Source organism: Georgenia halophila, from assembly GCF_039541595.1.
Window position 1 is genome coordinate 64,771 of sequence record NZ_BAABGN010000006.1, and the last position, 23,667, is coordinate 88,437.

Here is a 23,667-nt window from a genome sequence, read left to right on the forward strand (position 1 = left end):
GCCCGCGTGGTGAGCCCGACGAACTGGTGGTGGCAACGACCAGTTCGTCGGGCTCGACGAGCAGATCACCAGCGATACGCTCGGAGTGTGACCGATTCCTCGCCGCGCGCCACCACCCCGACCGACGCCGTCGCGGACGCCTACGTACACCGGCTGGCCGCTCTCGATCCCATGACGGCGACCGAGCTCGGTCTGCCCGGGCACGATCACGAGATGCCGGACCTGTCCCCGGAGGGCATCGCCGAGCGGACGATGCTGCACCGCGCGACGCTCGCCGAGCTCGCCTCGCTCGAGCCGGTCGACGACGTCGACCGGGTCACCCACGCGGCGATGCGTGAGCGCCTCGGCCTGATGGTCGAGCTCGCCGACGCCGGCGAGCTCGAGCGTGACCTCAACGTCATCGCATCCCCCGTCCAGTCGGTCCGCGAGATCTTCGACCTCATGCCGACCGCGAGCGTCGAGGACTGGCAGACGATCGCCGACCGCCTGCGCGCCGTGCCGGGCGCGCTGGAGGGCTACACCGAGTCGCTGCGCTCCGCGCGGCGCGACGGCAAGGTGGCGCCGATCCGCCAGATCCGCGCGTGCATGCGGGAGGCGCAGGAGCTCGCCGACGTCGACGCCTCCTTCTTCACCTCCTTCGTCGCCGGGGCCCGACCCGACGGCGAGCAGGTGCCCACCGTGCTCGCCGCGGACCTCGCCCGCGGTGCCGCCGACGCCCGCCAGGCCTACGCCGAGCTCGCCCGCGTCCTCGTCGACGAGCTCGCGCCCGACGCACCGGACGAGGACGCGGCCGGCCGCGACCGGTACGCCCTGTGGTCGAGGTACTTCCTGGGCGCGGAGGTCGACCTCGACGAGACGTACGAGTGGGGCCTCACCGAGCTGGACCGCATCGTCGCCGAGCAGCAGGAGGTCGCCGACGCCCTCTACGGGCCCGGCACCGACATCACCGAGGCGATGGAGCGGCTGGACCGCGACCCGGCCCGGAAGCTCAAGGGTACCGCCGCCCTGCGCGACTGGATGCAGGCCACCGCCGACGAGGCCGTCGCGGCGCTCACCGACGCCCAGTTCGACGTCCCGGAACCCGTCCGCCGCCTGGAGTGCCTCATCGCCCCGACGCACACCGGCGGCATCTACTACACCGGCCCGAGCGCAGACTTCTCCCGGCCGGGGCGCATGTGGTGGTCGGTGCCCGAGGGCGTCACCGAGTTCGCCACCTGGCGCGAGAAGACGACCGTGTACCACGAGGGCGTGCCCGGCCATCACCTGCAGGTGGGCCAGACGGTGTACCGGTCCGAGCTGCTCAACCTGTGGCGCCGGATGGCGTCCTGGATCAGCGGGCACGGCGAGGGCTGGGCGCTGTACGCGGAACGACTGATGGCCGACCTCGGGTTCCTCGACGACCCGGGCGACCGGATGGGCATGCTGGACGGCCAGCGGCTGCGAGCGGCGAGGGTGGTCCTGGACATCGGGGTGCACCTGGGCAAGCCGGCGCCCGAGCGGTGGGGCGGCGGCACGTGGGACGCGAGCAAGGCGTGGCCGTTCCTCAAGGCCAACGCGAACATGGCAGAAGGGTTCCTTGCCTTCGAGCTCGACCGCTACCTCGGCTGGCCGGGGCAGGCTCCCAGCTACAAGATCGGCCAGCGGCTCTGGGAGGAGATCCGCGACGACGCCCGCGTGGCGGCCGAGGCCCGGGGGGAGGCCTTCGACCTCAAGGCTTTCCACCGGCGGGCGCTCGACGTCGGGTCGGTCGGCCTGGACGTCCTGCGCCGGACCCTGACGTGACGCGCCTGCTTCTCGCCTCCGCCTCGCCGGCGCGTCTGGCCACCCTGCGTGCCGCCGGTATCGACCCGGCCGTGGCCGTCTCCGGCGTGGACGAGCCTGCGCTGCTCGCCACCGCCGCTGCGGAGGCAGCGGCTACCGGCCGGGGCGCTGTCCCGGCTGCCGAGCAGGTGCTGCTCCTGGCCCGCGCCAAGGCGGAGGACGTGCGCGCCGAGGCGCCCGCCGCCGGGGACGCGGACCTCGTGCTCGGCTGTGACTCCATGCTCGAGCTGACCGGGCCGGACGGGCCGACCGTCGTCGGCAAGCCGGCCGACGCCGACGAGGCGGTCTCCCGCTGGCGCGCGATGCGTGGCCGGTCCGGTGTGCTGCACAGCGGCCACTGGCTGGTCCGGCGCGACGGCGAGTCCGTTGGCGGTACGTCGTCCACGACAGTGCACTTCGCGGACCTGAGCGACACCGAGATCGCGGCGTACGTTGCGACCGGGGAACCGTTGCGGGTGGCCGGCGCGTTCACCATCGACGGGCTCGGCGGTCCTTTCGTCACCAGGCTGGAGGGCGACCACCACGGCGTCGTCGGGCTGAGCCTGCCGCTGCTGCGAGACCTGCTGGGCGAGCTCGGCACAACCGTTCCGGAGCTGTGGAGCGCGGGCTCCGGCTGAGTTCCGCCCGAGCACGGCTCCGGACGGAGGCACTCGATCCGCTGACGCGATCAGCGAGCCGTGCCTCCGCCCGGGTCAGGCGCCGTCCTGCGTGACGGTCGGTTCACATGTCGCCGACGGCGGAGCCGAGCAGGCGCACCGCCTCGTACCCTTCCGCGAACTGGCGCTTCGCCTGCGCCCCACGAAAGGTGGCGAGGCCCCGAAGTCGCTGCGGACTCATGTACGCCTTTCCCTTGCCGGTCTGGTCGCGGTGCAGCTTCACGGCCTCGACCTTGATGCCGATGTGGTCGGCAATGTCGACGAAGACGCTCGGGTTGAACTCACGGGTGACCGACGGGGACTCGAAGCACAGGATGCTCGAGTGCTGCCGCGCCGCCCGGAGAGCCGCCGTGTGCACCGCCGCGTGGTCCTGGTGCTGGTCGTGGGCGGAGTGCGTCAGGATGATGTCGGGCTCGACCCGGGAGATGGCGATCTCCATCGCAGCCACCATCCCCTGGCTCGCCTCTTGCAGGGCGGTGTCGGGAAAGTCGTGCACGGTGACGCTGGTCGCGCCGATGAAGCTCGCGGCCCGACGAGCCTCGCTCATCCGCTCCAGCTGGTCGCCGCCGATGTTGCCGCGACTCATCACCATGGCGTGGACCTCGTGACCGTTGTCGACAAGCTTGGCCAGCGTCCCGCCGCAGGCCAGCTCCAAGTCGTCCGGATGGGCTCCGATCGCCAGGACACGGCGCGGGTGTGCCGCCTTGGCGTCGGTGATCCGCAGGAGCGCCACGGCACCGACGAGAGCGATCAGCGCGGTGAGCGAGGTGGAAGCCACTCCGAACGCGACCGTGGAACCCACTGCCAACGACATGGCATAGACGTTGGCGGGCACGAGCACGGCGGCGGCCGCGATCGTAGACAAGCGGACCGCCGTCGCGTGCCGCACGTGGCGGGCGAACCAGTCGCCACGGGCGAGAACGGCGTAAAGTGCGGGGAGGAACAACGCAAGCATGAGGGCGTGCGGCAGCGATGTCATGGTCTTCTCTCGATGGTTCCGGGCGCGCCGGTCACGGTGGCGCCCACGGGGGAGGGTGCGGCGCACACGGAACGGGGGAGGACCGTGTGCGCCGCCCCGGGTCAGGACTCTTTCCGCCTGACCCAGCTTGGGGGGTGCGGCGCACACGGAACGGGGGGATCCGTGTGCACCGCCCGGGGTCAGGACTCTTTCCGCCTGACCCAGCTTGGGGGTGCGGCGCACACGGAACGGGGGGGATCCGTGTGCACCGCCCGGGGTCAGGACTCTTTCCGCCTGACCCAGCTTGGGGGGTTCAGCTGTTTCTGCGTCTGGCCCAGCTCAGGAGGGCCGCCGCGACGACCGCCACTGCCACAGCGCCGATCCACAGCGCGGCCGTCTGCGCCGTGAGGCGTTGCTCGGACGCCTGGGTCTCCCCCGACACGGCGGAGCCTGTCGTCCCGACGGTGGTGACGGTGGTGACGCTGGTGCCTTGTCCGCTACCGCCACTGAGTGAGCGTCCGACCTGGCTGTCGAGGTCGGCGGACTCACCGTCGATCAACAGCCTCGCTCGGCTGTCATAGCCCGCAACGCCCGCGTCCGTGACGGTCGAGGTGTATAGCACCATCGTGGCGTCGCCCGGCGCGACACTGCCCAGTGCCACCGTGAAGCCGGCGGCATCGCAGCTCCGCACTTCGAGGGCGTCCGCGGGGGCCATGTGGGCCTCGGTGACGTCACCGTTGGCAGCGAACTCGGTGAGTCGGCGGACCTGGAAGCTGTCGCAGTCGACGGCGTGCCCGCCCGCAGCGGTGCCGTGCACGACCGCGTCCGCGGCCGGGCCGACCGGGGTGACGACGCGCCACTGCAGCGCGCCGTCGGGCTCGACGCGATCTTCGTGGACAGCGTCCGTCCAGTAGCCGTAGAACCGCGCCGTGCCAGGGTCACGCTGCTCGGGGAGCACGGTGACCGGCACAGTGAACGCTGCGTCGCCCGAGCGGAAGACGAGGTCGAGGTCGGTGTCCGCCGACACCTCTGTGGCGTCGAACCGCAGCGGGATCGTCGCGGTGCCGGTCAGGTCGCGGTGCGTCGCGACGTAGTCGGTGTACGTGAAGCTGAGCGTCTGGTCGGCAACGTCGGCGGTCGCGACGAGCTCGTCGTCGTCGGTCCGCAGATCGAACCCGTCCGTGAGCGGCCGGACCTCGGGAGGTAGCCGGACGGTGACGGTGTCACCGGGTGCCGCCTGGTCGACGGACCACGCGATCTCCACCGGGAACTTGCTCCAGAGGCTGAGGGCGGCGTCGGTGACGGTGACGGAGCGGACGGCCCCGTCCACGGTGCCTTGGAGAGACACGGTGGACGAGGTCTCGTCCGTCGTGACGTCGCGCTCTGCCGCAGTCTCCACGGCATCGGGAGAACTCTCGGATGCGGCGCACGCGCCCAGTAGCGCGATCGCCAAGAGTGCCGTGAGACGCACGGGGAGGGCCCGTACTTTAGACATAGCTCGGTCGTCCTTTCGAGACGGGGAGGGATCCGGCTCGGCGCCCTGGCCGGTTCTTCGGCCATTGCGCTCTGACCCTCAACACGTCCCGCACCCGAAAGAATGACGCGGTACCAGATGTGACCTACATCACAGGACAGAAGTCCGCGTCTGGATCGGCCGGTTCGGTCGTGAAGTTGACGGTGCGTGAGGCGCCGTACGTCCCCGCTTGCCGGTCGACATAGCGCATCGTGATGTAGTGCGGCCCGGGCTCCATCTGGCCGACCAGCTCCTCGAAAGTGGTCGTGGACGTGACGGGGCCGAAGTAGTGCGTCCGGGTGCCGTCGATGTCGAGCTCGATCTCGCTGCCGGGCTGAGCAGTGAAGACGAACTCGATGGTGCGTTGCAGGACGCCATCGGCGTCGACGTACTCGCAAACCGGCGGCGTCGTGCCGTTATGAGGTTCGTCGATCACGGGGGCGGTGAAGGTGTACGGCCCGACGAGCGCGCTGGCCGGCGACACCGCGCCGTCGACGACCTGTACGACGGCGTACGACGTCTTGAGGTCCAGCGCACTGGGCGGAGGCGTTGCGACCCACCTCCCGTTCCCGTCCGCCGTCGTTGTGGCAACCTCTGTCCCGGCCTGGTCGAGCACCCGTACCACGGCACCTGGTTCGGCGCTCTCACCGCGCAGGGTGACCGGGAGCTGGACGTCGCCAGGAGCTGGCGATGCTTCGGCGATCACCGGGGCGCTCGGCAACGGTTCGGGTTCGGGTTCGGGCTCCGGTTCGGGTTCCGGTTCGGGCTCGGGTTCCGGCTCGGGCTCGGGTTCCGGCTCGGGTTCCGGAACCGGCTCCGGTTCGGTCGACGGCTCCCGCTCGGGCGGTGGCTCGGTCGACGGCTTCGGCGCAGGTGGCAGAGTGGTCGAAGGCCGTGGTTGCTCCGGCGGCTCCGACGTTGGTCGCGAGACGTCAACGGACTCGATCTCCGCCGTCGGGCCGGAAGTTTCGACGGACTCCACCTCTGTGACGCCGTGGTCGTGCTCGTCCGTGTCGTCCTTGGGGTCCTCGCTCCCGTCCACGTCTGCCCCGGGCTCGGTCGACGTCTGGACCTCCGGACCGGGAGCCCCAGCCGGCGGAGGGTCTGTCTGCGATCGCACAGAGTTCGCAAGGGCGGCAACCAGAGCAACGACCAGCACCGCAGTGGCCATCGTCAGCCAGGCGCGAGCGCCCCAAGGGCCTGCCGCCCGCAACACCTGCAGGAGCGACGAGCTCGCGCCCGCGCCCACCGCTCCGGCCGCAGTCCCGGCACCGCCCGCGGCCGCGAAGCCCGCACCGGCTCCCGTTCCGGGCCCGAGAGCCGACTGCGGCTCCGCGACTCCCCCAGCACGTTCGGGCGCTGCGACATCCGCTCGCGCTGCGAACGCGCTGCCTGCGCCGACGGCCACGGCAGCGCCGACCGCCGACGCACCGCCCGTCACCGCGCGTGCTGCGCCCGTACCACCCGTGTCTCCCGACCCGGCGTCGCCCGACCCGGCATCGAGATCGCCGGTGACCGAAGCACCGCCCGCTGCACCGACCTCGAAGGACACCGCATCCAAACGCGCGAGGAGCACGGGGTTGGCGAGCACCACGGGGAGCAGCAGGCCCCGCATGCGCGTCGAAACCTGACGCAGCTCGGCCAGGGCCTCGGTGCAGCTCTCGCACTCCGTCAAGTGGGCCTCGACCCGCGCCGTCCGGCCGGCGCCCAGGCGTTCACGCTCGTAATCGGCCAGCATGAGGGTGATCGGCCGGCACTTCGCCTCGACCTCACCCACGTGCGCCTGCAACCAGGCGGACTTCAAACCGTCACGGGCGCGACGAGACAGCTGGGCGACCGCACCCGGAGTCTGCCGGTAGTGACTCGCGAGCGATGACGGCGTCCGGCCCTCGACGACCGTCAGCCACAACACCTCTTGCCACTGCTCGGGCAAGGTGGTGAAGGCAGACGTCAGCAGATCACGGTCGATGAGCGCGTCGACCCCGTCCGGTACTGCGGGCACCGCGTGAGCGGCCTTCTCGAGATCCTCGACAGGAAGTTCCTGGGTGCGGCGGGACTTGTCGGTCAACAGGTTCCGAACCGTGCGCACGAGGTACCCGGCGAAGCCGTCGGCCGGCCCGCCGCCACCTTGGATGGCACGCAGCACGCGCAGGAACGCCTCCTGCACGGCGTCCTGCGCCTCGTGCGCGCTCGCGAACCGGCGCGCGACCCTCATGGCGTCGTCATAGTGGCGCTGATACAGCAACGAGAAGGCCTGCGCATCACCGTCGCGGACCATCCGTACCAGGACGTCGTCGGACGCTGAATCTAGTGCAGCAGTCATCCGACACCGCCTCCCATCGTGTTCCTCAGCAACCGTCACGGTGCGACCCGATGCCTTCATCTGGACACACCTCTCGTTCGTCATCACGCAGAACGAGGCTCGCGATGACGCCGGTGTGACACAGAGCACAAATATGGACCCCCGCGTACGCTATATACGTTAATCCAGGAGGCCTGAAATCCAAGCTGGTTTGGGCGGCGACTCTGAACAGCGCAGCGCTCGGACAGCAGTTGGGCATGGTCGCCGCGGCGGAGCCGGCGTTCTCGCGCTCAGCCGTTCCCGGTGACTTCCTTCGCGCGTTCGAGGACGGCGTCGAGCATGTCCTCGGTGAGCCGGCCGGTGAAGGTGTTCTGCTGGCTCACGTGGTAGCTGCCGAGCAGGCGTATCCGCCGTCCCTCCGGCGTCGGGAGCACGACCTCGGCGCCGTGCCCGAACCGCGGCTTGGGCCGCGGAACCTTCCAGCCCTGGCGGCGCGCAGCGGCGAGAGCCGCGTCCCAGCCGATCGCGCCGAGCGCCAGGATCGAGCGCAGGTGCGGCGTCACCAGCTCGAGGTCTCTGTCGAGCCACTGCCCGCACGTGGCGCGCTCCTGCGGCGTCGGCTTGTTGCGGGGCGGCGCGCACCGCACGGCCGCCACGATCCGCGCGCCCGTCAGCTCCAGGCCGTCACCGGCGGCGACGGAGGTCGCCTGGTTGGCGTAGCCCGCTCGGTGCAGGGCGGCGTAGATCCAGTCTCCGCTGCGGTCCCCCGTGAACATGCGCCCGGTCCGGTTCGTGCCGTTCGCGGCCGGCGCCAGCCCGACGACGAGGAGCCGCGCCCGCGGGTCTCCGAACCCGGGACCAGGACGCCCCCAGTACGGCTGGTCGGCGAAGCTCGCGCGGCGACCCGAGACCGCGACCGACTCCCGCCACTCGACCAGCCGTGGGCATGCCCTGCAGACGGAGACCCGCGCGTCCACCTCGGTCACGTCTCGGGCGCCGGCGGCGAGCGTGGCGACCTCCCCCGCGTCGGTCGCGACCGGGGTCTCGGCATCGGCCGGGTCGCCGGGCCACCCGGTGCCCGGCGGCACGGGCGAGACGAAGGACTCCCGGGTGACGGGATGCGGCAGGGCGACGGTCGCCGTCGGCTCGATCATCCCTCCATCTTCCACGACGGGCCGGGCGGGCACGTGATTTGTGCCACTGCTACAACCTACGGCTACGTAACCAGCAGAACGTGCCCTTCGGTTGTGGTTATCCCACAAGAGCGGTTCGGTCTCGTTGGCAGGTGGAACAGACTTGCGAGCACGGCGCCGTCGGGCTGTGATCTCGGGCCGTCACGCGGATAGTCTCGGTCGGTCACCACCGCGCCGACCGACCTCCGGGAGCTTCCCCATGCCCAGCACCTCCGCCCCGCCGGGCACCTCGCACCGGCTCCGGAAGGTGCTGATCGCGAACCGTGGTGAGATCGCGGTCCGCGTGGCCCGCGCGTGCGCGGACGAGGGCATCGCGACCGTCGGCGTCTACGCCGATCCCGACCGTGACAGCCTGCACGTCAAGCTCTGCGACGAGGCCTACGCCCTCGGGGGCATGCGGGCGGTCGAGACGTACCTGGACGGCGCGAAGATCCTGGACGTCGCCCGCCGCTCCGGCGCGGACGCCGTTCACCCCGGCTACGGGTTCCTCTCCGAGAACGCCGACTTCGCCCGCGCCGTCGTCGACGCCGGCCTGGTGTGGGTCGGTCCCCCGGCCGCGGCCATCGACGCTCTCGGCGACAAGGTCACCGCACGGCAGATCGCACAACAGGTCGGCGCGCCGCTGGTGCCCGGCACTCCGGACCCGGTCAGCGACGCCGACGCCGTCCTGGCGTTCGCCGACACCCACGGCCTGCCGGTCGCCATCAAGGCCGCGTTCGGCGGCGGCGGGCGGGGCCTGAAGGTCGCCCGCACCCGCGAGGAGGTGCCGGAGCTCTTCGACTCCGCCGTCCGGGAAGCCACCGCCGCCTTCGGGCGCGGCGAGTGCTTCGTCGAACGCTTCCTCGACCGACCCCGGCACGTCGAGACCCAGTGCCTGGCGGACGCCGCTGGCAACGTCGTGGTCCTGTCCACCCGGGACTGCTCGCTGCAGCGCCGCCATCAGAAGCTCGTCGAGGAGGCGCCCGCGCCGTTCCTCACCCCCGAGCAGGAGGCGGAGCTCGTCGCGTCCTCCCAGGCGATCCTGCGGGCCGCCGGGTACGTCGGTGCCGGGACGTGCGAGTTCCTCGTCGGCGCCGACGGCACGCTGTCGTTCCTCGAGGTCAACACCCGGCTCCAGGTCGAGCACCCGGTCACCGAGGAGATCACCGGCGTCGACCTGGTGCGCGAGCAGCTGCGCCTCGCCGTCGGGGAGGACCTCGGCTACGACGAGGTGCCGACGCGCGGGCACGCCATCGAGCTGCGGATCAACGGGGAGGACCCGGCCTCGGGATTCATGCCGGCGCCCGGCACCATCACGTCGCTGATCTGGCCGTCCGGACCCGGTGTCCGCGTCGACTCCGGCGTCGTCGCCGGCGACGTGATCTCCGGGGCGTTCGACTCGATGCTCGCCAAGATCATCGTCACCGGCGCCACTCGCGCCCAGGCCGTCGAGCGCGCCCGCCGCGCGCTCAAGGAGACCGAGGTGGTCGGGCTGCCGACCGTACTGCCCTTCCACGCCTCGGTGCTTGCCGAGCCCGACTTCGCGGCGCCCGACGGCGCAGCCTCCTTCCGGGTCCACACCACCTGGATCGAGTCGGACTACGCCGAGCGGCTGCGGGCGCTGCCGACCACCCGGCCCCCGGAGGCCGGTGCCCCCTCCCCGGAGCCCGCGGGCGAGTCCGAGGCCACCGAGCGGGTCGTCGTCGAGGTCGGCGGCAAGCGGCTCGAGGTGGTCCTCCCGGCCGGGCTGGGCATCAGCGGGGGCCTGCGGGGCGGCATGCGCCGCCCGGTCCGTAGATCCGCGGGTCGGTCGGCCGCGGCGGCCGGCAGCAACGGCGCGGCGCTCTCCTCCCCGATGCAGGGCACCATCGTCAAGGTCGCCGTCGGGGAGGGCGACCTCGTCGAGCCGGGCGACCTCGTCGTCGTCCTGGAAGCGATGAAGATGGAGCAGCCGCTGCTCGCGCACCGGGGTGGCCGGGTGCAGGGCATCAGCGCCGCGGTCGGGCAGAATGTCGCGACCGGTGCGGTCATCTGCCAGATCGAGCCGGTCGACGCCTGAGAACGAATCGGCCGGGGGACGATAGTCTTCGCGCCCGCCTTGGGCACGGCCGCCGTCCGCCGTGCGCGACGCGCGCCGTCCTCGGCGATAGCGTGCGAGGTACCCATCGCGGAGGCGAGATGTCGACCAGCCAGCACACCGTGCCGAAGCGCCCGGCCGCGCTGCCCCGTGCACTCGTGGTGGCGATGTCCGTGCGGCTCGTCCCGTTGCTCGTCCTCGTGATCCTGTCGGTGGCTGCCGGCGCGGCGGGTCACGCGATGACGGACATCCCGCTCGCGCAGTGGTTCGTGCCGTGCGCCCTCATGCTCGTCTCGGCTGCGGGCTGGTTGGCGGGGCGCCGTGTCCTCGAGCGCTGTCCCGGCGGGCGGGAGGTCCGGTTCACGGCCGCGGGGCGCGCCGGTGCGGTCTCGCTCGCATGCAACTTCCTCGTCATCTTCCCCATCATTGTGCTGCGCGACCATCCGGGCGGGCTCGTGCTCGTGGGCGGGCTGCTCGCCGTGGGCGCGGCCGCCCTCGCGTACGGCATGCTCGACAACGTGCGCCGATTCGTGCGGTGGGCCGAGATCGACCGAGACGGCCTGCACGATAGGTGACCTTCGCTCTCGCCACAGTGCCGTTGTTGTGACGGTACGTACCCTCGTCAGACGTCGCGCGTTACGAGCTCGAGGGGGCGAACGATGACCGCATGGGTCGATGATCGGTCCGATTCGACCGGGCCGTCTGCGCGCGTGCCGTCCGGGCTGCTTCCGGCCCTGGGGCTGGGCTACATACCGATCTTCGTTGCAGCGGGGTGGCTCGTCGGAGCCGGGAGCGCGGGGAGCACCTTCACCGAGCTGTCGCCGTTGACCCTGTTGCTGCCCGCCTTGTCGTTCGCCGGCGAGCTCTGGTTCGCACGGGTGCTCAGCCGCTACCCGCCCGCCCTGCGGGACCGTCGGCTGAGGCGTTCGTGGGGGCAGTTGCTGCTGGCTGCGGCGTTCGTCGCGATCGCTGTGGTGCTCTTCGTGGTGCTGATGCCCGAGATCGACTCACCGCACGCGACGCTCTCGATGGGTGTCGGGTTGATGGCGGGGATGAGCGTGCACAGCACACTCACCGTGCGCTCCGTCCGGAGGCTGCTGGAGAGCTGAGGCACCGCCTGTGCCACGCTTGGGCGATGTCCCAGCCCGACCACGGCCGAACGCCCGGCCAGCGCCCGCCACCGGATGCGCGCGTGCACCGACAACCCGGCGACGGGTGGGTCGAGTGCGGCTGCGGCTCGCGGCACTGGGGCCTCAACGGCGCCGCCGGCCTGATGCTGTGGCGCGTCGGCGCCGACGGGGTGGAGGTCGTCCTGCAGCACCGCGCCCTGTGGTCGCACCACGGCGGCACCTGGGGCCTGCCGGGCGGCGCGATCACCGACGGCGAGGATGCCGGCGACGGCGCCGTGCGCGAGGCCGTGGAGGAGGCCGGCCTGGATGCCGCGGGGATGCGCGTGTGGGCCGAGCGCTCGCTCGTACACCCCGACTGGTCCTACACGACCGTCGTCGCCGAGTCCGTCGGTCCCCAGGAGCCCAGCGTCAGCGACCCCGAGAGTCTCGAGGTGTCGTGGGTGCCGATGGATGGCCTGGACGGCCGAGAGCTCCTGCCCGCGTTCGGCGAGTCGCTGCCGCTCTTGCGGGCCATGGTGCGCCGGCTGGTGCTCGTCGTCGACGCCGCGAACGTCGTCGGCTCCCGACCCGACGGCTGGTGGACGGACCGGGCCGGCGCGACGACGGCGCTGCGCGACCACCTGGGCGCGCTGATCACCGACGGACTGCCCGCGAGCGACGTCGAGCTGCCCGGCGACCGCTGGTACCCGGAGGTCCTGCTCGTCACCGAGGGCGCTGCCCGGGGCGTGCCCGCCGCCGGTGGGGTCGACGTCGTCGCGGCCGCCCGCAGCGGAGACGACGCGATCGTCGACGAGGTACGCCGCCTCGTGTTGGACCCGGTCAACGACGTCGCCGTGACGACGGCGGACCGGGGCCTGATCGCCCGCGTGGGCGCACTCGGTGCACGGACCCTCGGACCGCGCCTCGTGCGCCACTGACGGTCCGCCACCGAGCCGTCCGCCACCGGGCGCTGCTCGCCACATAGAGTTGACCCATGACCGACCGCACCGCCTGGGCCTTCGGCCTTGCCACCGTCACGACCACCGGCGAGACGCTCGACGTCTGGTACCCCTCCCCCGCACTCGGCACGGCGCCGCCGAACGCCGCCGCACCGGCGGACCTCGTCGGGCTCGAGGACACCGACGCCGCGCGCGAGGTCCGCACCGAGGTGGTCTCCACGGAGATCGACCTCGATGCCCCGCCCGCCTCCGCCGCGGACGGCTACCTGCGCCTCCACCTGCTTTCGCACCGCCAGGTCACGCCGAACAGCATCAACGTCGATGGCATCTTCGGGGCGCTGACCATCGTGGTCTGGACCTCCGCCGGGCCGTGCGCCGTCGAGGGTTTCGAGGCCACCAGGGCACGGCTGCGCGCGCGCCACGGCGCCGTGAGCGTGTACGGGACCGACAAGTTCCCCCGCATGGTCGACTACGTCGTCCCCTCCGGCGTGCGGATCGCCGACGCCGACCGTGTCCGCCTCGGCGCCCACCTCGCGGAGGGCACGGTGGTGATGCACGAGGGCTTCGTCAACTACAACGCCGGCACGCTCGGACGCTCCATGGTCGAGGGCCGGATCTCCCAGGGCGTCGTCGTCCACGACGGCGCTGACATCGGCGGCGGCGCCTCCATCATGGGCACCCTCTCCGGCGGTGGGAAGGCACGCATCGAGGTCGGCCCGCGCTCGCTGCTCGGCGCCAACGCCGGCCTGGGGATCTCCCTCGGCGCGGACTGCGTGGTCGAGGCCGGCCTCTACCTCACCGCGGGCACGAAGGTCTCCGTCATGACCGGCGAGGGCATCAGGCCGGAGGGCGGCCGCCTCGAGAGCCCTCGGGTGGTCGCCGCGCGTGAGCTCTCCGGCATCGACAACCTGCTCTTCCGACGCAACTCCGTCTCCGGCGCGGTCGAGGCCCTGCCCCGCAGCGGCACCGGCGTGGAGCTCAACGCCGCGCTGCATGCCTAGAACCGTGAGCGGCCGCGCTCGTCGCCGCGGCTGCCTGAGCGGCCTGCTGGTCGCGCTGGTCGTCCTCGGGCTCGCCGTGGGCGCGGTCGTGGTGGCGCTGCAGGTCCTGGGTGGCGAGGATCCGCCGTCGAACTCCTGCGTCGCGCCGATCGGCGAGGACGTGATGGTGCTCGACGCGGAGCAGGCGGACAACGCGGCGCTGATGGCTGCCGTCGCCATGCGCCGTGAGCTGCCCGCGCACGCCGTGACGGTGGCGATCGCGACGGCGATGCAGGAGTCCCGGCTGCGTAACATCGACTACGGCGACCGCGACTCCGTCGGCCTCTTCCAGCAGCGTCCCTCGCAGGGCTGGGGCACGGTCGCCGAGATCATGGACCCGATCTACTCGACCAACGCCTTCTACGACGTCCTCGTCACCGTCCAGGGGTGGGAGGACCGGCCGGTGACCGAGGCTGCGCAGGATGTCCAGCGTTCCGCGTTCCCGGACGCGTACGCCCAGCACGAGAACCGCGGGCGTGCCTTCGCCTCGGCGCTGACCGGCTACTCCTCGAGCGCGCTGGTGTGCGAGCTGGACCCCGCCGAGGGTGGGGAAGCGTCCGGCACGGCCTCGGCGCCCGGCGCTCTGGGAGCGGTCCGGGACCGGCTCGTTCGGGACTTCGTCGAGATCGGCTTCCAGGAGCGTGGCGAGCTGCTGGTGGTGGACGCGACGACGCTGCCGGCGGGCCGGGACGCGGCGCCGGAGCGGCGCGGCTGGGCGGTCGCGCAGTGGGCGGTCGCGACGGCAGGGGCGACGGGGATCAGCACGGTCGTCACGGACAGTGAGGCCTGGATCCGCGGCGACGGCGACGCCGCCTGGGTGCCGCTCGCGGACGCCGAGCTGCCGGCCGCCGTCGCCGAGGCTGCCGCCGCAGCGGGACCGGGCGCCGTCGTCATCGCCTGACGGATCTCCGCCAGCCGCCGAGAGCGGAAACCTGCACCGATAGCGGACGTTCAAGCGTCCGCTACTGGCGCAGGTTTCCGCTCTCGGCGGCGGTCAGCACATCCACAGGTCTGCACGGGCGGCCATCGCGTCCACGGCAGGCGTCTCCGCGCGTCCACGACGACTCCCCCACGACGCATCGTCCTTCCATGTCGGATCACGCCGAGCCCTCACCACCCGCCCCGAGCCTCTTCCTGACACGCGACTACGGAAGCGGCTCGATCCGTTCCGCGCGTCGCGCCGGCGACATCGTGCAGCTCCGACCTGGAGCTTGGACCGCACCACCTCTCGCCGACGAACCCTGGTGGGAGACTCGCAGACGAACGGAGATCGCTCGTTGCCATGCGCTCGACAGGCAGCTGCGGTCACCGCATGTCTTCTGCCTCACCACAGCGGCCCTGTTGCACGGCTGCCGCATCTGGCGGCTGCGGCCCGGCTCCGACGTCGCCCAACGGTCCACCGCGGACCGCTCGCGCTCGAAGGACCTCAGACGACATCGCTTCCCGGTAACCGAGCAGGACATCACAGAGGTCGCGGGCCTGCGGGTCACCTCGCTCGAACGCACACTCGTCGACTGCGCCCGCTTCCTGCACCCACGCGACGCCACGGTCGTCGTCGACTCCGGGATCCGGATCCTCGCGGCACCGGACAAGTGGAACCGCGTCTCATCGGATGCGCGGGTCACGGCGGTCCGGCGTCGGCTGCTCTCACGACTCGAGGCGCTCAGGGGATGCCGCGGGGTGCGTCGTGCACGGGCCGTGATCACGCACGCCGATCCGTACGCCGAGTCGCCCTCGGAGTCCGTCCTCCGATGGACAGTCACAGCACACGGCTACCCGCCTCCGGTCGCCCAGTTCCGGATCGACGTCGGTGACAGGACGTTCTTCACGGACCTGACGTGGAAGTTCGAGGAAGGCAACGTCACGAGGTTGGTGCACGCCGAGTTCGACGGTCTGGTGAAGTACGGGGGCGACCGCGGCACCCGGGCGCTGGCCGACGAGAAGCCTCGCGAGGATCTGATCCGCGAGCGTGGCGACGTATTCCGCCGGTTCGGCACCGCGGACCTCTCGGACGAGCAGGCGGTGGTCCGACGCCTGGCCTCGGCCTTCCCACCCAGGCTCCGCGGCACGCTCGCCCCGGTCCCGGATCTCCTCGGCGCGCCACGACCGCGTCGACAGTGATGCTGACCCAGGCGCCGACGCCGCCGCTGACGCCGAGAGCGGAAGCTTGGACCGATAGCGGACGTTCAAGCGTCCGCTACTGGCGCAGGTCTCCGCTCTCGGCGAGAGGCCGGCGCAGGTCTCCGCTCTCGGCGAGAGGCCGGCGCAGGTCTCCGCTCTCGGCGAGAGGCCGGCGCAGGTTGCCGCTCTAGGCGAGAAGTCGTCAGCGCTCGTCGACGGGCACGTAGGCCCGCTCGACCTCGCCCGTGTAGACCTGGCGCGGACGGCCGATCTTCGTGGTCGGGTCCGCGATCATCTCACGGTACTGGGCGATCCAGCCCGGCAGGCGGCCCATCGCGAACAGGGGCGTGAACATCTGCGTCGGGAAGCCCATGGCCTTGTAGATCAGGCCCGTGTAGAAGTCGACGTTCGGGTAGAGCTTGCGCTCGATGAAGTAGTCGTCGTTGAGCGCGATGTCCTCGAGGCCCATGGCGATCTCAAGGAGCTCGTCGTTCTTGCCGAGCTTCTGCAGGACGTCGTGCGCGGCGTCCTTCACGATCGCGGCGCGCGGGTCGTAGTTCTTGTAGACCCGGTGGCCGAATCCCATGAGCCGGACCCCGCCCTCCTTGTTCTTGACCTTGCGCATGAACTCGGAGGCGTCACCGCCGTCCTGCTGGATCTGCGTGAGCATCGACAGGACGGCCTCGTTCGCACCGCCGTGCAACGGCCCGGAGAGAGCGCCGACGCCGGCAGCCACGGAGGCGTAGATGTTGGCGTGCGCGGAGCCCACCATGCGCACCGTCGCCGTCGAGCAGTTCTGCTCGTGGTCCGCGTGCAGGATCAGCAGCATGTCGAGGGCCTTGACGACGGCCGGGTCGATGTCGTGCCGCTCGTAGGGCAGGCCGAACGTCATGCGGATGAAGTCCTCGACGTACCCCTTCGAGGCATCCGGGTAGAGCAGCGGGAGACCCGTGGAGCGCTTGGCGATGGCCGCGATCATCGTCGGCACCTTCGCCATGAGCAGCACGGTGGACAGCTCGCGCTGGTACTCGTCGTGCGGGTCGAGCGTGTGCTGGTAGTACGTCGCCAGCGCCGCGATGCCCGCCTGGAGGATCGCCATCGGGTGGCCGTTGGCCGGGAAGGCGGTGAAGAACGCCTTGAAGTCCTCGTGGAGGATCGTGTGCCGCTTGATCCGACGGTTCACCGCCTCCAGCGTGTCGCTGTCCGGCAGCTCGCCGTAGATGAGGAGGTAGGCGGTCTCGAGGAAGTCCGACTGCTTCGCGAGCTGATCGATGGGATAGCCCCGGTAGCGCAGGATGCCGGCGCCGCCGTCGATGTAGGTGATGGCCGAGGTGGTCGACGCCGTGTTCATGAAGCCGGTGTCGAGGGTGACGAGGCCGGTCTCCTTCAGCAGCGAGGAGATGTTGACGCCGTCGTTGCCCTGGGCAGCGGGCACGCGGTCGAACTGGACGGTCTTCCCGTCCACCTCGAACGTCGCCGGGGCGGCCTTCTCGGCCGTCGCCGGGGTGACTTCCGTCTGCGACATGTGTGGTTCCTCCTCGATCGACGCCTGCTGCGCCACGCTGCCTGGGTCGCCGACATCACGCGCGATCCGGCTACCAACATAAGCCATCGGCGGAGCAAAGAAGAACCCAGCCCCGACGGCGCCGACCACCGGCGCAGACCGCTCCCCGGCGGATCGTCGCGCGGTCCGCGTCAGAAGAGCGGGCCGCCCTCCGTCAGGCGGCGCACCGCCTCGTCCACCCGCTCATCCGTGGCCGTGAGCGCCATCCTGACCCGGTCGTGGCCGGCCGCGCCGTAGAAGCTGCCCGGCGCGACGAGGATGCCCCTGCCGGCCAGTGCGTCGACGATCTCCCACGACGACGCCTGCCGCCCGCCCGACCCTAGCCAGAGATACAGGCCCGCGACGGACTCCGGGTCCCGCTCGAGACCGGCGGGCTCGAGCGCGCCCAGCAGCGCCTCGCGCCGGGCGCGGTAGCGGTCCTTCTGCTGCGCGACGTGCTCGTCGTCCGACAGGGTCGCGGCCATCGCAGCCTGGACCGGAGCCGGCATGATCATGCCGGCGTGCCGGCGCACCTCGCGCAACGGCGCGACCAGCGCCGGGTCGCCGGCGATCAGCGCTGCCCGGTACCCGGCCATGTTGGACTGCTTGGACAACGAGTACAGCACCAGCAGACCGGTGTGGTCACCGCCCGTGACCCGTGGGTCGAGCAGGCTCGGCACGCCGTCGGAGGACCAGGGCTCGATCCAGCCGAGCTCGGCGTAGCACTCGTCGGCGGCAACGACGGCGCCCCGCTCGCGGGCCCATGCCGCGACGGCGGCGAGCTGGTCGACGCCGAGGACGTGCCCGTCGGGGTTGGCCGGCGAGTTCAACCAGATCAGGCGTGCGTCGGGCCATGCCGAAGGATCGGCGTCGACCGGGACGGGCTCGGCCCCCGCCAGGCGAGCCCCGACGTCGTAGGTCGGGTACGCGGTCCGGGGGTGCAGGACCGTGTCGCCCGGCCCGAGGCCGAGCAGCGCGGGCAGCAGCGCCACCGTCTCCTTCGAGCCGATGGTGGGCAGCACGCCCGTGGCGTCGAGGTCGTGCACGCCTCGCCGGCGCGCGAACCAGTCGACGACGGCGGAGCGCAGCGCGGGCGTGCCGATCGTCTCGGGGTATCCGGGTGCGTCGGCCGAGGCGACCAGCGCATCCCGCGCGACCGCTGGAGTGGGATCGACCGGCGTCCCGACGGACAGGTCCACGATCCCGCCGGGATGCGCCCGCGCCCGCGCCTTGGCGGGGGCGAGCGAGTCCCAGGGAAAGTCGGGCAGCGCCGCCCCGTGGAGCGGCACGTCAGGCCTGCGGGGGCAGGGCCGCGACGATCGGGTGGTCCTTGTCGATCATGCCCATCTTGGCCGCGCCACCGGGCGAGCCGACGTCGTCGAAGAACTCGACGTTGGCCTTGTAGTAGTCGGCCCAGACGGTGGGGGTGTCGTCCTCGTAGTAGATGGCCTCGACCGGGCACACCGGCTCGCACGCACCGCAGTCGACGCACTCGTCAGGGTGGATGTAGAGCATCCGCTTGCCCTCGTAGATGCAGTCGACGGGGCATTCGTCGATGCACGCCAGATCCTTGACGTCCACACACGGCTGGGCGATGACGTAAGTCACGAGAACTTCCTTTCCGTCGCTGCACGGCGCCCCGGACGCCGTCCATCTAGTATCACGCAGACGCGCGCCTCAGCACGACCGCGCGGCCCTGACCGGGCACGATGGGTGTGTGAGCTCACCACATCCTCCCCCGCCGTGGAACGAGTGGCGTCCCGGTGAGCGCATCGTCGTGCGCTACCGCGCCGAGGACGGGCTGCACGACGCGCTGGGCTATCTGGTCGAGGTCGGCGCCGACGGGGTCGTGGTCCGTACCCGCCGCGGTGACGTGCCCGTCGCGGCCGGCACCATGCTGACCGGGAAACGGGTTCCGCCGCCTCCGGCGCGGCGAGGCCCGTCGTCGCGTCGTCAGTCCCCGCCGCCCGAGGAGTCCCCGGAAGACCCGTCGCCGGACGAGCGGTCGGAGGGCGGGGCCCCGCAGACGACGTGGTTCCACGGCGAGTAGGTCCAGGTCCAGGTCTCCTCGTCGAAGAGGCTGCCGTCGCGGAAGCGCTGCCGCGTGACGGTCACCGTGAACCCGTTCTGCCCGCCGGACTCCGGCTCGCACTGGTCGGAGGGGTTGTACACGGTCTCCGGCTGGACGATGTTGTAGGGGTCCGAGGTTCGGGACTCCACATCCCACACGTCGGTGCCCCACAGCCGCGCGTGCACGCGGTCGTCGGTCACCCAGGCTTGAACGAGCACACCGTAGTCCGTGTTGTTCCGCCAGATCATGTCGGTGCTCGGCTCCCACAGCGTCGCCTCGCGACCCATCGGGTACCGGTCGAACCAGCGGCTGTGCGGCGTGTGGGCGACGTCGTCCATACCGGCGAGGTAGCCGACGTTGTACAACGTGGTCGACAGCTGGGAGAGGCCTCCGCCGAGGGCCTCGGAGACGAACCCGTCCTCGACGACGCCGGAGGAGACGTATCCGTTCGACGCCGTGATGGGCCCGATGGCCTTCAGCAGGGAGAACTCCTCACCGGGCCTGAGCAGCGTGCCGCTGGCCTTGGCGGCACCCACCTGAAGGTTCTCGGTGCGCACAGGGTTGTACGGCATGGGTGTGGAGAACTCGGAGATCACCTCGTCCACGCCGAGCGCCTCGGCGTCCTCGGTCGTGAAGTCCGGCTCGGACGCGACCAGCTCCACCTCGGCGGTCCGTTCACCGGACGTGCCGGCGGCCAGCACGGACTCGGCGAGCTGCTCCGGGTCCAGACCCTTGCCGGTCGTGGACGGCACGATCTCGGGTCCGTCGTTGCCGAGGATGATCTGTGCGTCCTCACCCGTGACCTCGATCTCGGGATTGACCTCGACGACCGTGTCGGCCAGTCCTTCACCGTCGAGCTGCAGCTCCAGCGAGGAGCCTTCGGCGACGAACGTGGCGTGGGTGGCAAGCTGCTCGGGGCTCAGCTCGGCAAGCTTGTCGCCTACCTTGACGGTGACCGGCGCAGACACCAGCGGTTCAGCGAGCGACGTGCGCGCCTCCTCGACCGCATCGGCGCCGATCTCCGGCGCCACCTCCTCGGTGGGGAGCTGGAGCGGCCGCTCCTCGGTGAGCCAACCCTCCTCGACGGCCTCGACGGCGGCGTCGACGTCGACGGCGGTGCCGGGCTCCGGCTGCGTCACGTCGATCGTGGTGCCGGAGAACGCGATGGCACCCTGGACCGGAGCGACGTCGAGCTCGTCGGCGACGCCCTGCAGAGCCTCGCGGAGCGCCGGCTCGTCGACCGTGGTCGCCGGCTCGACCGCGCCGAGGCCGAAGAGATGCCCCCACAGCGCCTGAGGGTCGAGCGTGAAGCCGACGAGGTCGTCGACCGTCGCCTCGGCGTCGAAGGTCATCCCGGTCTCGCCGGGATCGATGCCCGCCACCTCTTCACCGACCGCGACGGGAACCTGCTCGGCGGCCACCGGGCCGAGCTCCTGCTCCAGCCGCTCGCGGGCGGCGTCGTGCGTCATGCCACCGACCGGCACGCCCGCGACCGTGGTGCCGTTGGGTACCCGCTCGCCCAGGAACATCGCTGCGCCCCCGTACGCGGCGGCGAGGACGATGAGGACCACGAGGGCGATCAGCGCCCGCCGGCGGCCGCGACGCGGCTTCTCCTCCTCGAAACCCGCGAACGGCGAGGCCGCTGCGGTGGTCGCCGGATCGCTCGCCGGATCGCTCCAGTGCGGCTCGTCGCCGACCGCGGGGACGACGGCGGTCGCGTCGGGGTCTGTGGTCACGTCTCGCTCCGCCTCGTGCTGGGCAGCGCCATCGTCGGCACCGTCGTGCGGGGTCTGTCCGCCCCGGTCACCGGAGGGGACTGCGCGGCCGTTGCCGTCGGAGGCCGGCGGCGGTGGCGGTGGCTCTTCCAGACCGCGCTGGCGTCGGTCGAGGACGGTGTCCAGGTCCGACATACCGGTGCCCGCTGCGGGGTCGCCCGTCTCCGGCGTCGCGGTGTCCGGCTCTTCTCCGGGCGTGCGGTCGTCAGTCACTCAGCGCTTCCTCTTTTTCCCCCGGGACCCAGAACGGGTCCCTGTGCATGGTAGTCAAGGCACTGCTCGGACATACGGTGACCACCGCCACCGTCACCACATCGTTACGCGGTCCGCCCGAGTCGTGACTGATCAGGTCAGGGGTCGGACACGCCCGAGGTGGTGGACGAGGCCGCCGGTGCCCGTGGAACCGGTCCACGCGTCGAGCACCTCGCCGACCACGACGTCGTGGTCACCGGCGGTCTTGATCCACGATGTCCGGCACTCCAGCCATCCCTGGGCGGCGTCCATCAGGGCGGCGCCGGTGCGCGCGCCACGGTGGTGATCGATGCCGAGGAGCTGCCCGAACGCGGGCCGCCCGGGCTCGGCCAGCCGCTCGGCGGCGAGCGTCCCGCCGGCGTCGAGGATGCTGACTGCCCACGTGTCCACCTCGTCGAGGGAGTCGCGTACCCGGGCGTCCGAATGCACGCAGAACAGCACCATCGGTGGGCGAAGCGACACGGACGCGACCGCCGTCGCCGTCATCGCGACGTCCAGGCGACCGTGCCGGAGAGCCACGACCGTGATTCCGCCCGGCAGGCGCGCCATCGTCGAACGGAACCGGTCGACGAGGTCGGGGTCCGTCGCGCCGATCAACGGCCGGCCTGCGCGGCGTTCGGCCGGCGCGGGTGGTCGGAGTACCACACGCTCGGGGTCGCGGCGGCGATCAGTCCGGCGATCGGCAGACCGAGCAGCCACAGACGGCTCGCCAGGTCGTTCGTGACCAGGACGTCCTGGTTCGGCGACAGGTAGGTCAGCGCCAGGGCTGTCAGGAGCGCCGCCAGCGCGTAGAGCAGGACACCGACACGGTCCGCGGCGGCGCGCGCGAAGACCCCCCCGAGCACGACCAGCACGAGGGCGCCGGCCAGCCCCTCCGGCAGGGCCTCGTGCGACAACCGGTGCACGAACGTGCCGGCCAGCCCCACCAGCACGCCGACGACGACGGCGGAGACCGTCGGCACGACGCTCCCTCCCGACGTCGTCGCGCCGGTGTCGGGTCGGCGGCCACCGGCCGTGCCGGGAGAGCCGGTGTAGGCGTTGCCCGTGCTCTCGCCACCCGTGCTCGGGCCACCCGCGTTCGGGGCGCTCGTGTCGTAGGCGGTCATGCGATCGATCCCCCGAGGAAGGCGGCCAGCCGGTCGATGCCCTGGGTGCCGGCGAGCCGGTCACGGGTGAGGCCGTCGACGGTGCGCGGGTCGGTCAGCTCGATGACGAGGTCGCGTCCGGGCGCGAGCCGGAGGCTGGCCGTGCCGAGCCAGGGCAGCAGGACCCCGTTGCTGACGGCCAGCCAGCCGCACACCGGCAGACCGCGGTTCTCGGGCCGTGAGCGGTCGAGGGTGCGTACCGACTGCACCTGCGTGCGGTGTGCACGCAATGCCGCGAGGACGGGGGCCATCACGGGCTTGACGTCGATCGTCAGGTCCACGAGGTGGTCCGGGGCCACGAGAGAGGGCAGCTCGCGGTCCGGGGACGCGGTGCCCAGGACGTCGCCGCGAGCGCCGAACTGGGGATCGTGGTCGACCATCGTCTCGAGCCAACGCAACGCCGCCCGATACCGGTCCTCCGGTTCCACGATCCAGCCGACCACGGGGACGAACCAAGGGGCGAGGTCGGTGAGCGGGTCGTCGTCGTCCTCGACGGGCCGGGCGTCGGCGGCGAGCTCGACGGCGCGCATGGTGACCTGGTGAACGTGGACGTGGTCCGGGTGCCCGTATCCGCCGTCGGGCTCCTCGGTGACGATGACCTGAGGACGCGCCCGCCGAATGATCGCGGCGAGCAGCCGGGCCGCGACGTCGACCGGGACCGCCGTGAAGGCGTCTCCCTGGGACTCGCTCCCGGGCCCGGCGACGCCGGGACGCACCCAGGCCATGCCGGAGTCGGTGAACCGGGCGGGGCGCCTGGCGGCGAGGCCGGGCTCGGTGTCGAGGAACCGGTGGGCGCTGACCCCGAGCGCTTCCAGGGCACGGGCGACCTCGTGCTCCCGCTCGTGCGCCAGCGACTGCGGGTCGCCCGCGAGATGAGCCAGCTCGGGCGGGATGACCTCACCCCGCTCGCCGCGGGTGGCGGTGACGACGTCGACCGCGACTCCCGCCGCCGCGGCGGCCGCGAGGAGGCCTCCGGCGCCGAGCGTCTCGTCGTCAGGGTGTGCGAAGACCCCGAGCAGCCCGCTCGTCGCGAGGGGCGCCCGTGAGATCGCGTGCGGATCCGTCACACCCCCATCATGGCCCGAGTCGCGACGATCAGCACACGAGCCGACGCGTCGTCGTCCGGAGGCACGCCCGACGACGGACGCCAGCC

The 23,667-nt window shown here is 71.7% G+C and carries 21 protein-coding genes; 10 read left to right on the forward strand and 11 right to left on the reverse strand.

Features of this window, described 5'->3' with window-relative positions; translation table 11 throughout:
• Positions 1-87 precede the first annotated feature (87 nt).
• Positions 88-1,782 carry a DUF885 domain-containing protein gene (locus tag ABD907_RS07495; RefSeq protein WP_345215624.1) on the forward strand — a complete coding sequence of 565 codons (1,695 nt, stop codon included), beginning with the start codon at positions 88-90 and terminating at the stop codon, positions 1,780-1,782.
• Positions 1,779-2,438, forward strand: a complete 660-nt coding sequence (locus ABD907_RS07500) for a Maf family protein (RefSeq protein ID WP_345215625.1) — start codon at positions 1,779-1,781, stop codon at positions 2,436-2,438. Before ABD907_RS07495 ends, ABD907_RS07500 begins: the two co-directional genes overlap by 4 nt.
• 103 nt (positions 2,439-2,541) lie before the next feature.
• On the opposite strand, the gene ABD907_RS07505 is transcribed toward ABD907_RS07500, so the two are convergent.
• From ABD907_RS07505 to ABD907_RS07520, 4 genes are all read right to left on the reverse strand, one after another.
• Positions 2,542-3,456, reverse strand: coding sequence for a PIG-L deacetylase family protein (locus ABD907_RS07505; RefSeq protein ID WP_345215626.1), 915 nt, complete (start codon positions 3,454-3,456; stop codon positions 2,542-2,544).
• A 292-nt stretch (positions 3,457-3,748) separates the two neighbouring features.
• A complete protein-coding gene (locus tag ABD907_RS07510; protein WP_345215627.1) occupies positions 3,749-4,834 on the reverse strand; it encodes an Ig-like domain-containing protein in 1,086 nt (361 codons plus the stop codon).
• 220 nt (positions 4,835-5,054) lie between these two features.
• Positions 5,055-7,271 carry a sigma-70 family RNA polymerase sigma factor gene (locus ABD907_RS07515; RefSeq protein ID WP_345215628.1) on the reverse strand — a complete coding sequence of 739 codons (2,217 nt, stop codon included), beginning with the start codon at positions 7,269-7,271 and terminating at the stop codon, positions 5,055-5,057.
• A 269-nt stretch (positions 7,272-7,540) separates the two neighbouring features.
• The gene (locus ABD907_RS07520; RefSeq protein WP_345215629.1) at positions 7,541-8,404 is read right to left on the reverse strand and encodes a uracil-DNA glycosylase; all 864 of its coding nucleotides are present in this window, start codon (positions 8,402-8,404) and stop codon (positions 7,541-7,543) included.
• Between the two features lie 238 nt (positions 8,405-8,642).
• On the opposite strand from ABD907_RS07520, the gene ABD907_RS07525 reads away from it, so the two are divergent.
• The 7 genes from ABD907_RS07525 to ABD907_RS07555 all read left to right on the forward strand — a co-directional run bounded on the left by ABD907_RS07525 (position 8,643) and on the right by ABD907_RS07555 (position 15,728).
• Positions 8,643-10,481, forward strand: a complete 1,839-nt coding sequence (locus tag ABD907_RS07525) for an ATP-binding protein (RefSeq protein ID WP_345215630.1) — start codon at positions 8,643-8,645, stop codon at positions 10,479-10,481.
• A 119-nt stretch (positions 10,482-10,600) separates the two neighbouring features.
• Entirely contained in the window at positions 10,601-11,074 is a 474-nt protein-coding gene (locus ABD907_RS07530; RefSeq protein ID WP_345215631.1) for a hypothetical protein, read from the forward strand.
• Positions 11,075-11,209: 135 nt separating this feature from the next.
• Positions 11,210-11,608: a hypothetical protein gene (locus tag ABD907_RS07535; RefSeq protein WP_345215632.1), complete on the forward strand. Its 399-nt coding sequence runs from the start codon at positions 11,210-11,212 to the stop codon at positions 11,606-11,608.
• A gap of 83 nt (positions 11,609-11,691) precedes the next feature.
• Positions 11,692-12,546, forward strand: a complete 855-nt coding sequence (locus tag ABD907_RS07540) for an NUDIX domain-containing protein (RefSeq protein ID WP_345215633.1) — start codon at positions 11,692-11,694, stop codon at positions 12,544-12,546.
• Between the two features lie 56 nt (positions 12,547-12,602).
• Entirely contained in the window at positions 12,603-13,568 is a 966-nt protein-coding gene (dapD, locus tag ABD907_RS07545; protein ID WP_345215634.1) for a 2,3,4,5-tetrahydropyridine-2,6-dicarboxylate N-succinyltransferase, read from the forward strand.
• Positions 13,569-13,572: 4 nt separating this feature from the next.
• On the forward strand, positions 13,573-14,508 hold the full coding sequence (locus tag ABD907_RS07550; protein WP_345215635.1) for a hypothetical protein: 936 nt from the start codon (positions 13,573-13,575) through the stop codon (positions 14,506-14,508).
• Positions 14,509-14,948: 440 nt separating this feature from the next.
• A complete protein-coding gene (locus ABD907_RS07555) occupies positions 14,949-15,728 on the forward strand; it encodes a hypothetical protein (RefSeq protein WP_345215636.1) in 780 nt (259 codons plus the stop codon).
• A 202-nt stretch (positions 15,729-15,930) separates the two neighbouring features.
• Here the strand turns inward: ABD907_RS07555 and ABD907_RS07560 are convergent, their stop codons facing one another.
• The 3 genes from ABD907_RS07560 to fdxA form a co-directional block, all read right to left on the reverse strand.
• Positions 15,931-17,253, reverse strand: a complete 1,323-nt coding sequence (locus tag ABD907_RS07560) for a citrate synthase (protein ID WP_345215637.1) — start codon at positions 17,251-17,253, stop codon at positions 15,931-15,933.
• Positions 17,254-17,423: 170 nt separating this feature from the next.
• The gene (gene dapC / locus ABD907_RS07565) at positions 17,424-18,560 is read right to left on the reverse strand and encodes a succinyldiaminopimelate transaminase (RefSeq protein ID WP_345215638.1); all 1,137 of its coding nucleotides are present in this window, start codon (positions 18,558-18,560) and stop codon (positions 17,424-17,426) included.
• Between the two features lies 1 nt (position 18,561).
• Complete coding sequence (fdxA, locus tag ABD907_RS07570; protein ID WP_345215639.1) at positions 18,562-18,879, reverse strand: ferredoxin; 318 nt, start codon at positions 18,877-18,879, stop codon at positions 18,562-18,564.
• A 109-nt stretch (positions 18,880-18,988) separates the two neighbouring features.
• On the opposite strand from fdxA, the gene ABD907_RS07575 reads away from it, so the two are divergent.
• Positions 18,989-19,321, forward strand: a complete 333-nt coding sequence (locus ABD907_RS07575; RefSeq protein WP_345215640.1) for a hypothetical protein — start codon at positions 18,989-18,991, stop codon at positions 19,319-19,321.
• Here the strand turns inward: ABD907_RS07575 and ABD907_RS07580 are convergent.
• From ABD907_RS07580 to ABD907_RS07595, 4 genes are all read right to left on the reverse strand, one after another.
• On the reverse strand, positions 19,225-21,330 hold the full coding sequence (locus ABD907_RS07580; RefSeq protein ID WP_345215641.1) for a VanW family protein: 2,106 nt from the start codon (positions 21,328-21,330) through the stop codon (positions 19,225-19,227). The two genes, ABD907_RS07575 and ABD907_RS07580, sit on opposite strands and share 97 nt — an antisense overlap.
• A gap of 132 nt (positions 21,331-21,462) precedes the next feature.
• Complete coding sequence (locus ABD907_RS07585) at positions 21,463-21,966, reverse strand: flavin reductase family protein (RefSeq protein ID WP_345215642.1); 504 nt, start codon at positions 21,964-21,966, stop codon at positions 21,463-21,465.
• A complete protein-coding gene (locus ABD907_RS07590; protein WP_345215643.1) occupies positions 21,963-22,475 on the reverse strand; it encodes a hypothetical protein in 513 nt (170 codons plus the stop codon). The genes ABD907_RS07585 and ABD907_RS07590 overlap by 4 nt, the downstream gene beginning before the upstream one ends.
• The gene (locus ABD907_RS07595; RefSeq protein WP_345215644.1) at positions 22,472-23,581 is read right to left on the reverse strand and encodes a PIG-L family deacetylase; all 1,110 of its coding nucleotides are present in this window, start codon (positions 23,579-23,581) and stop codon (positions 22,472-22,474) included. The genes ABD907_RS07590 and ABD907_RS07595 overlap by 4 nt, the downstream gene beginning before the upstream one ends.
• Between the last annotated feature and the right edge of the window lie 86 nt (positions 23,582-23,667).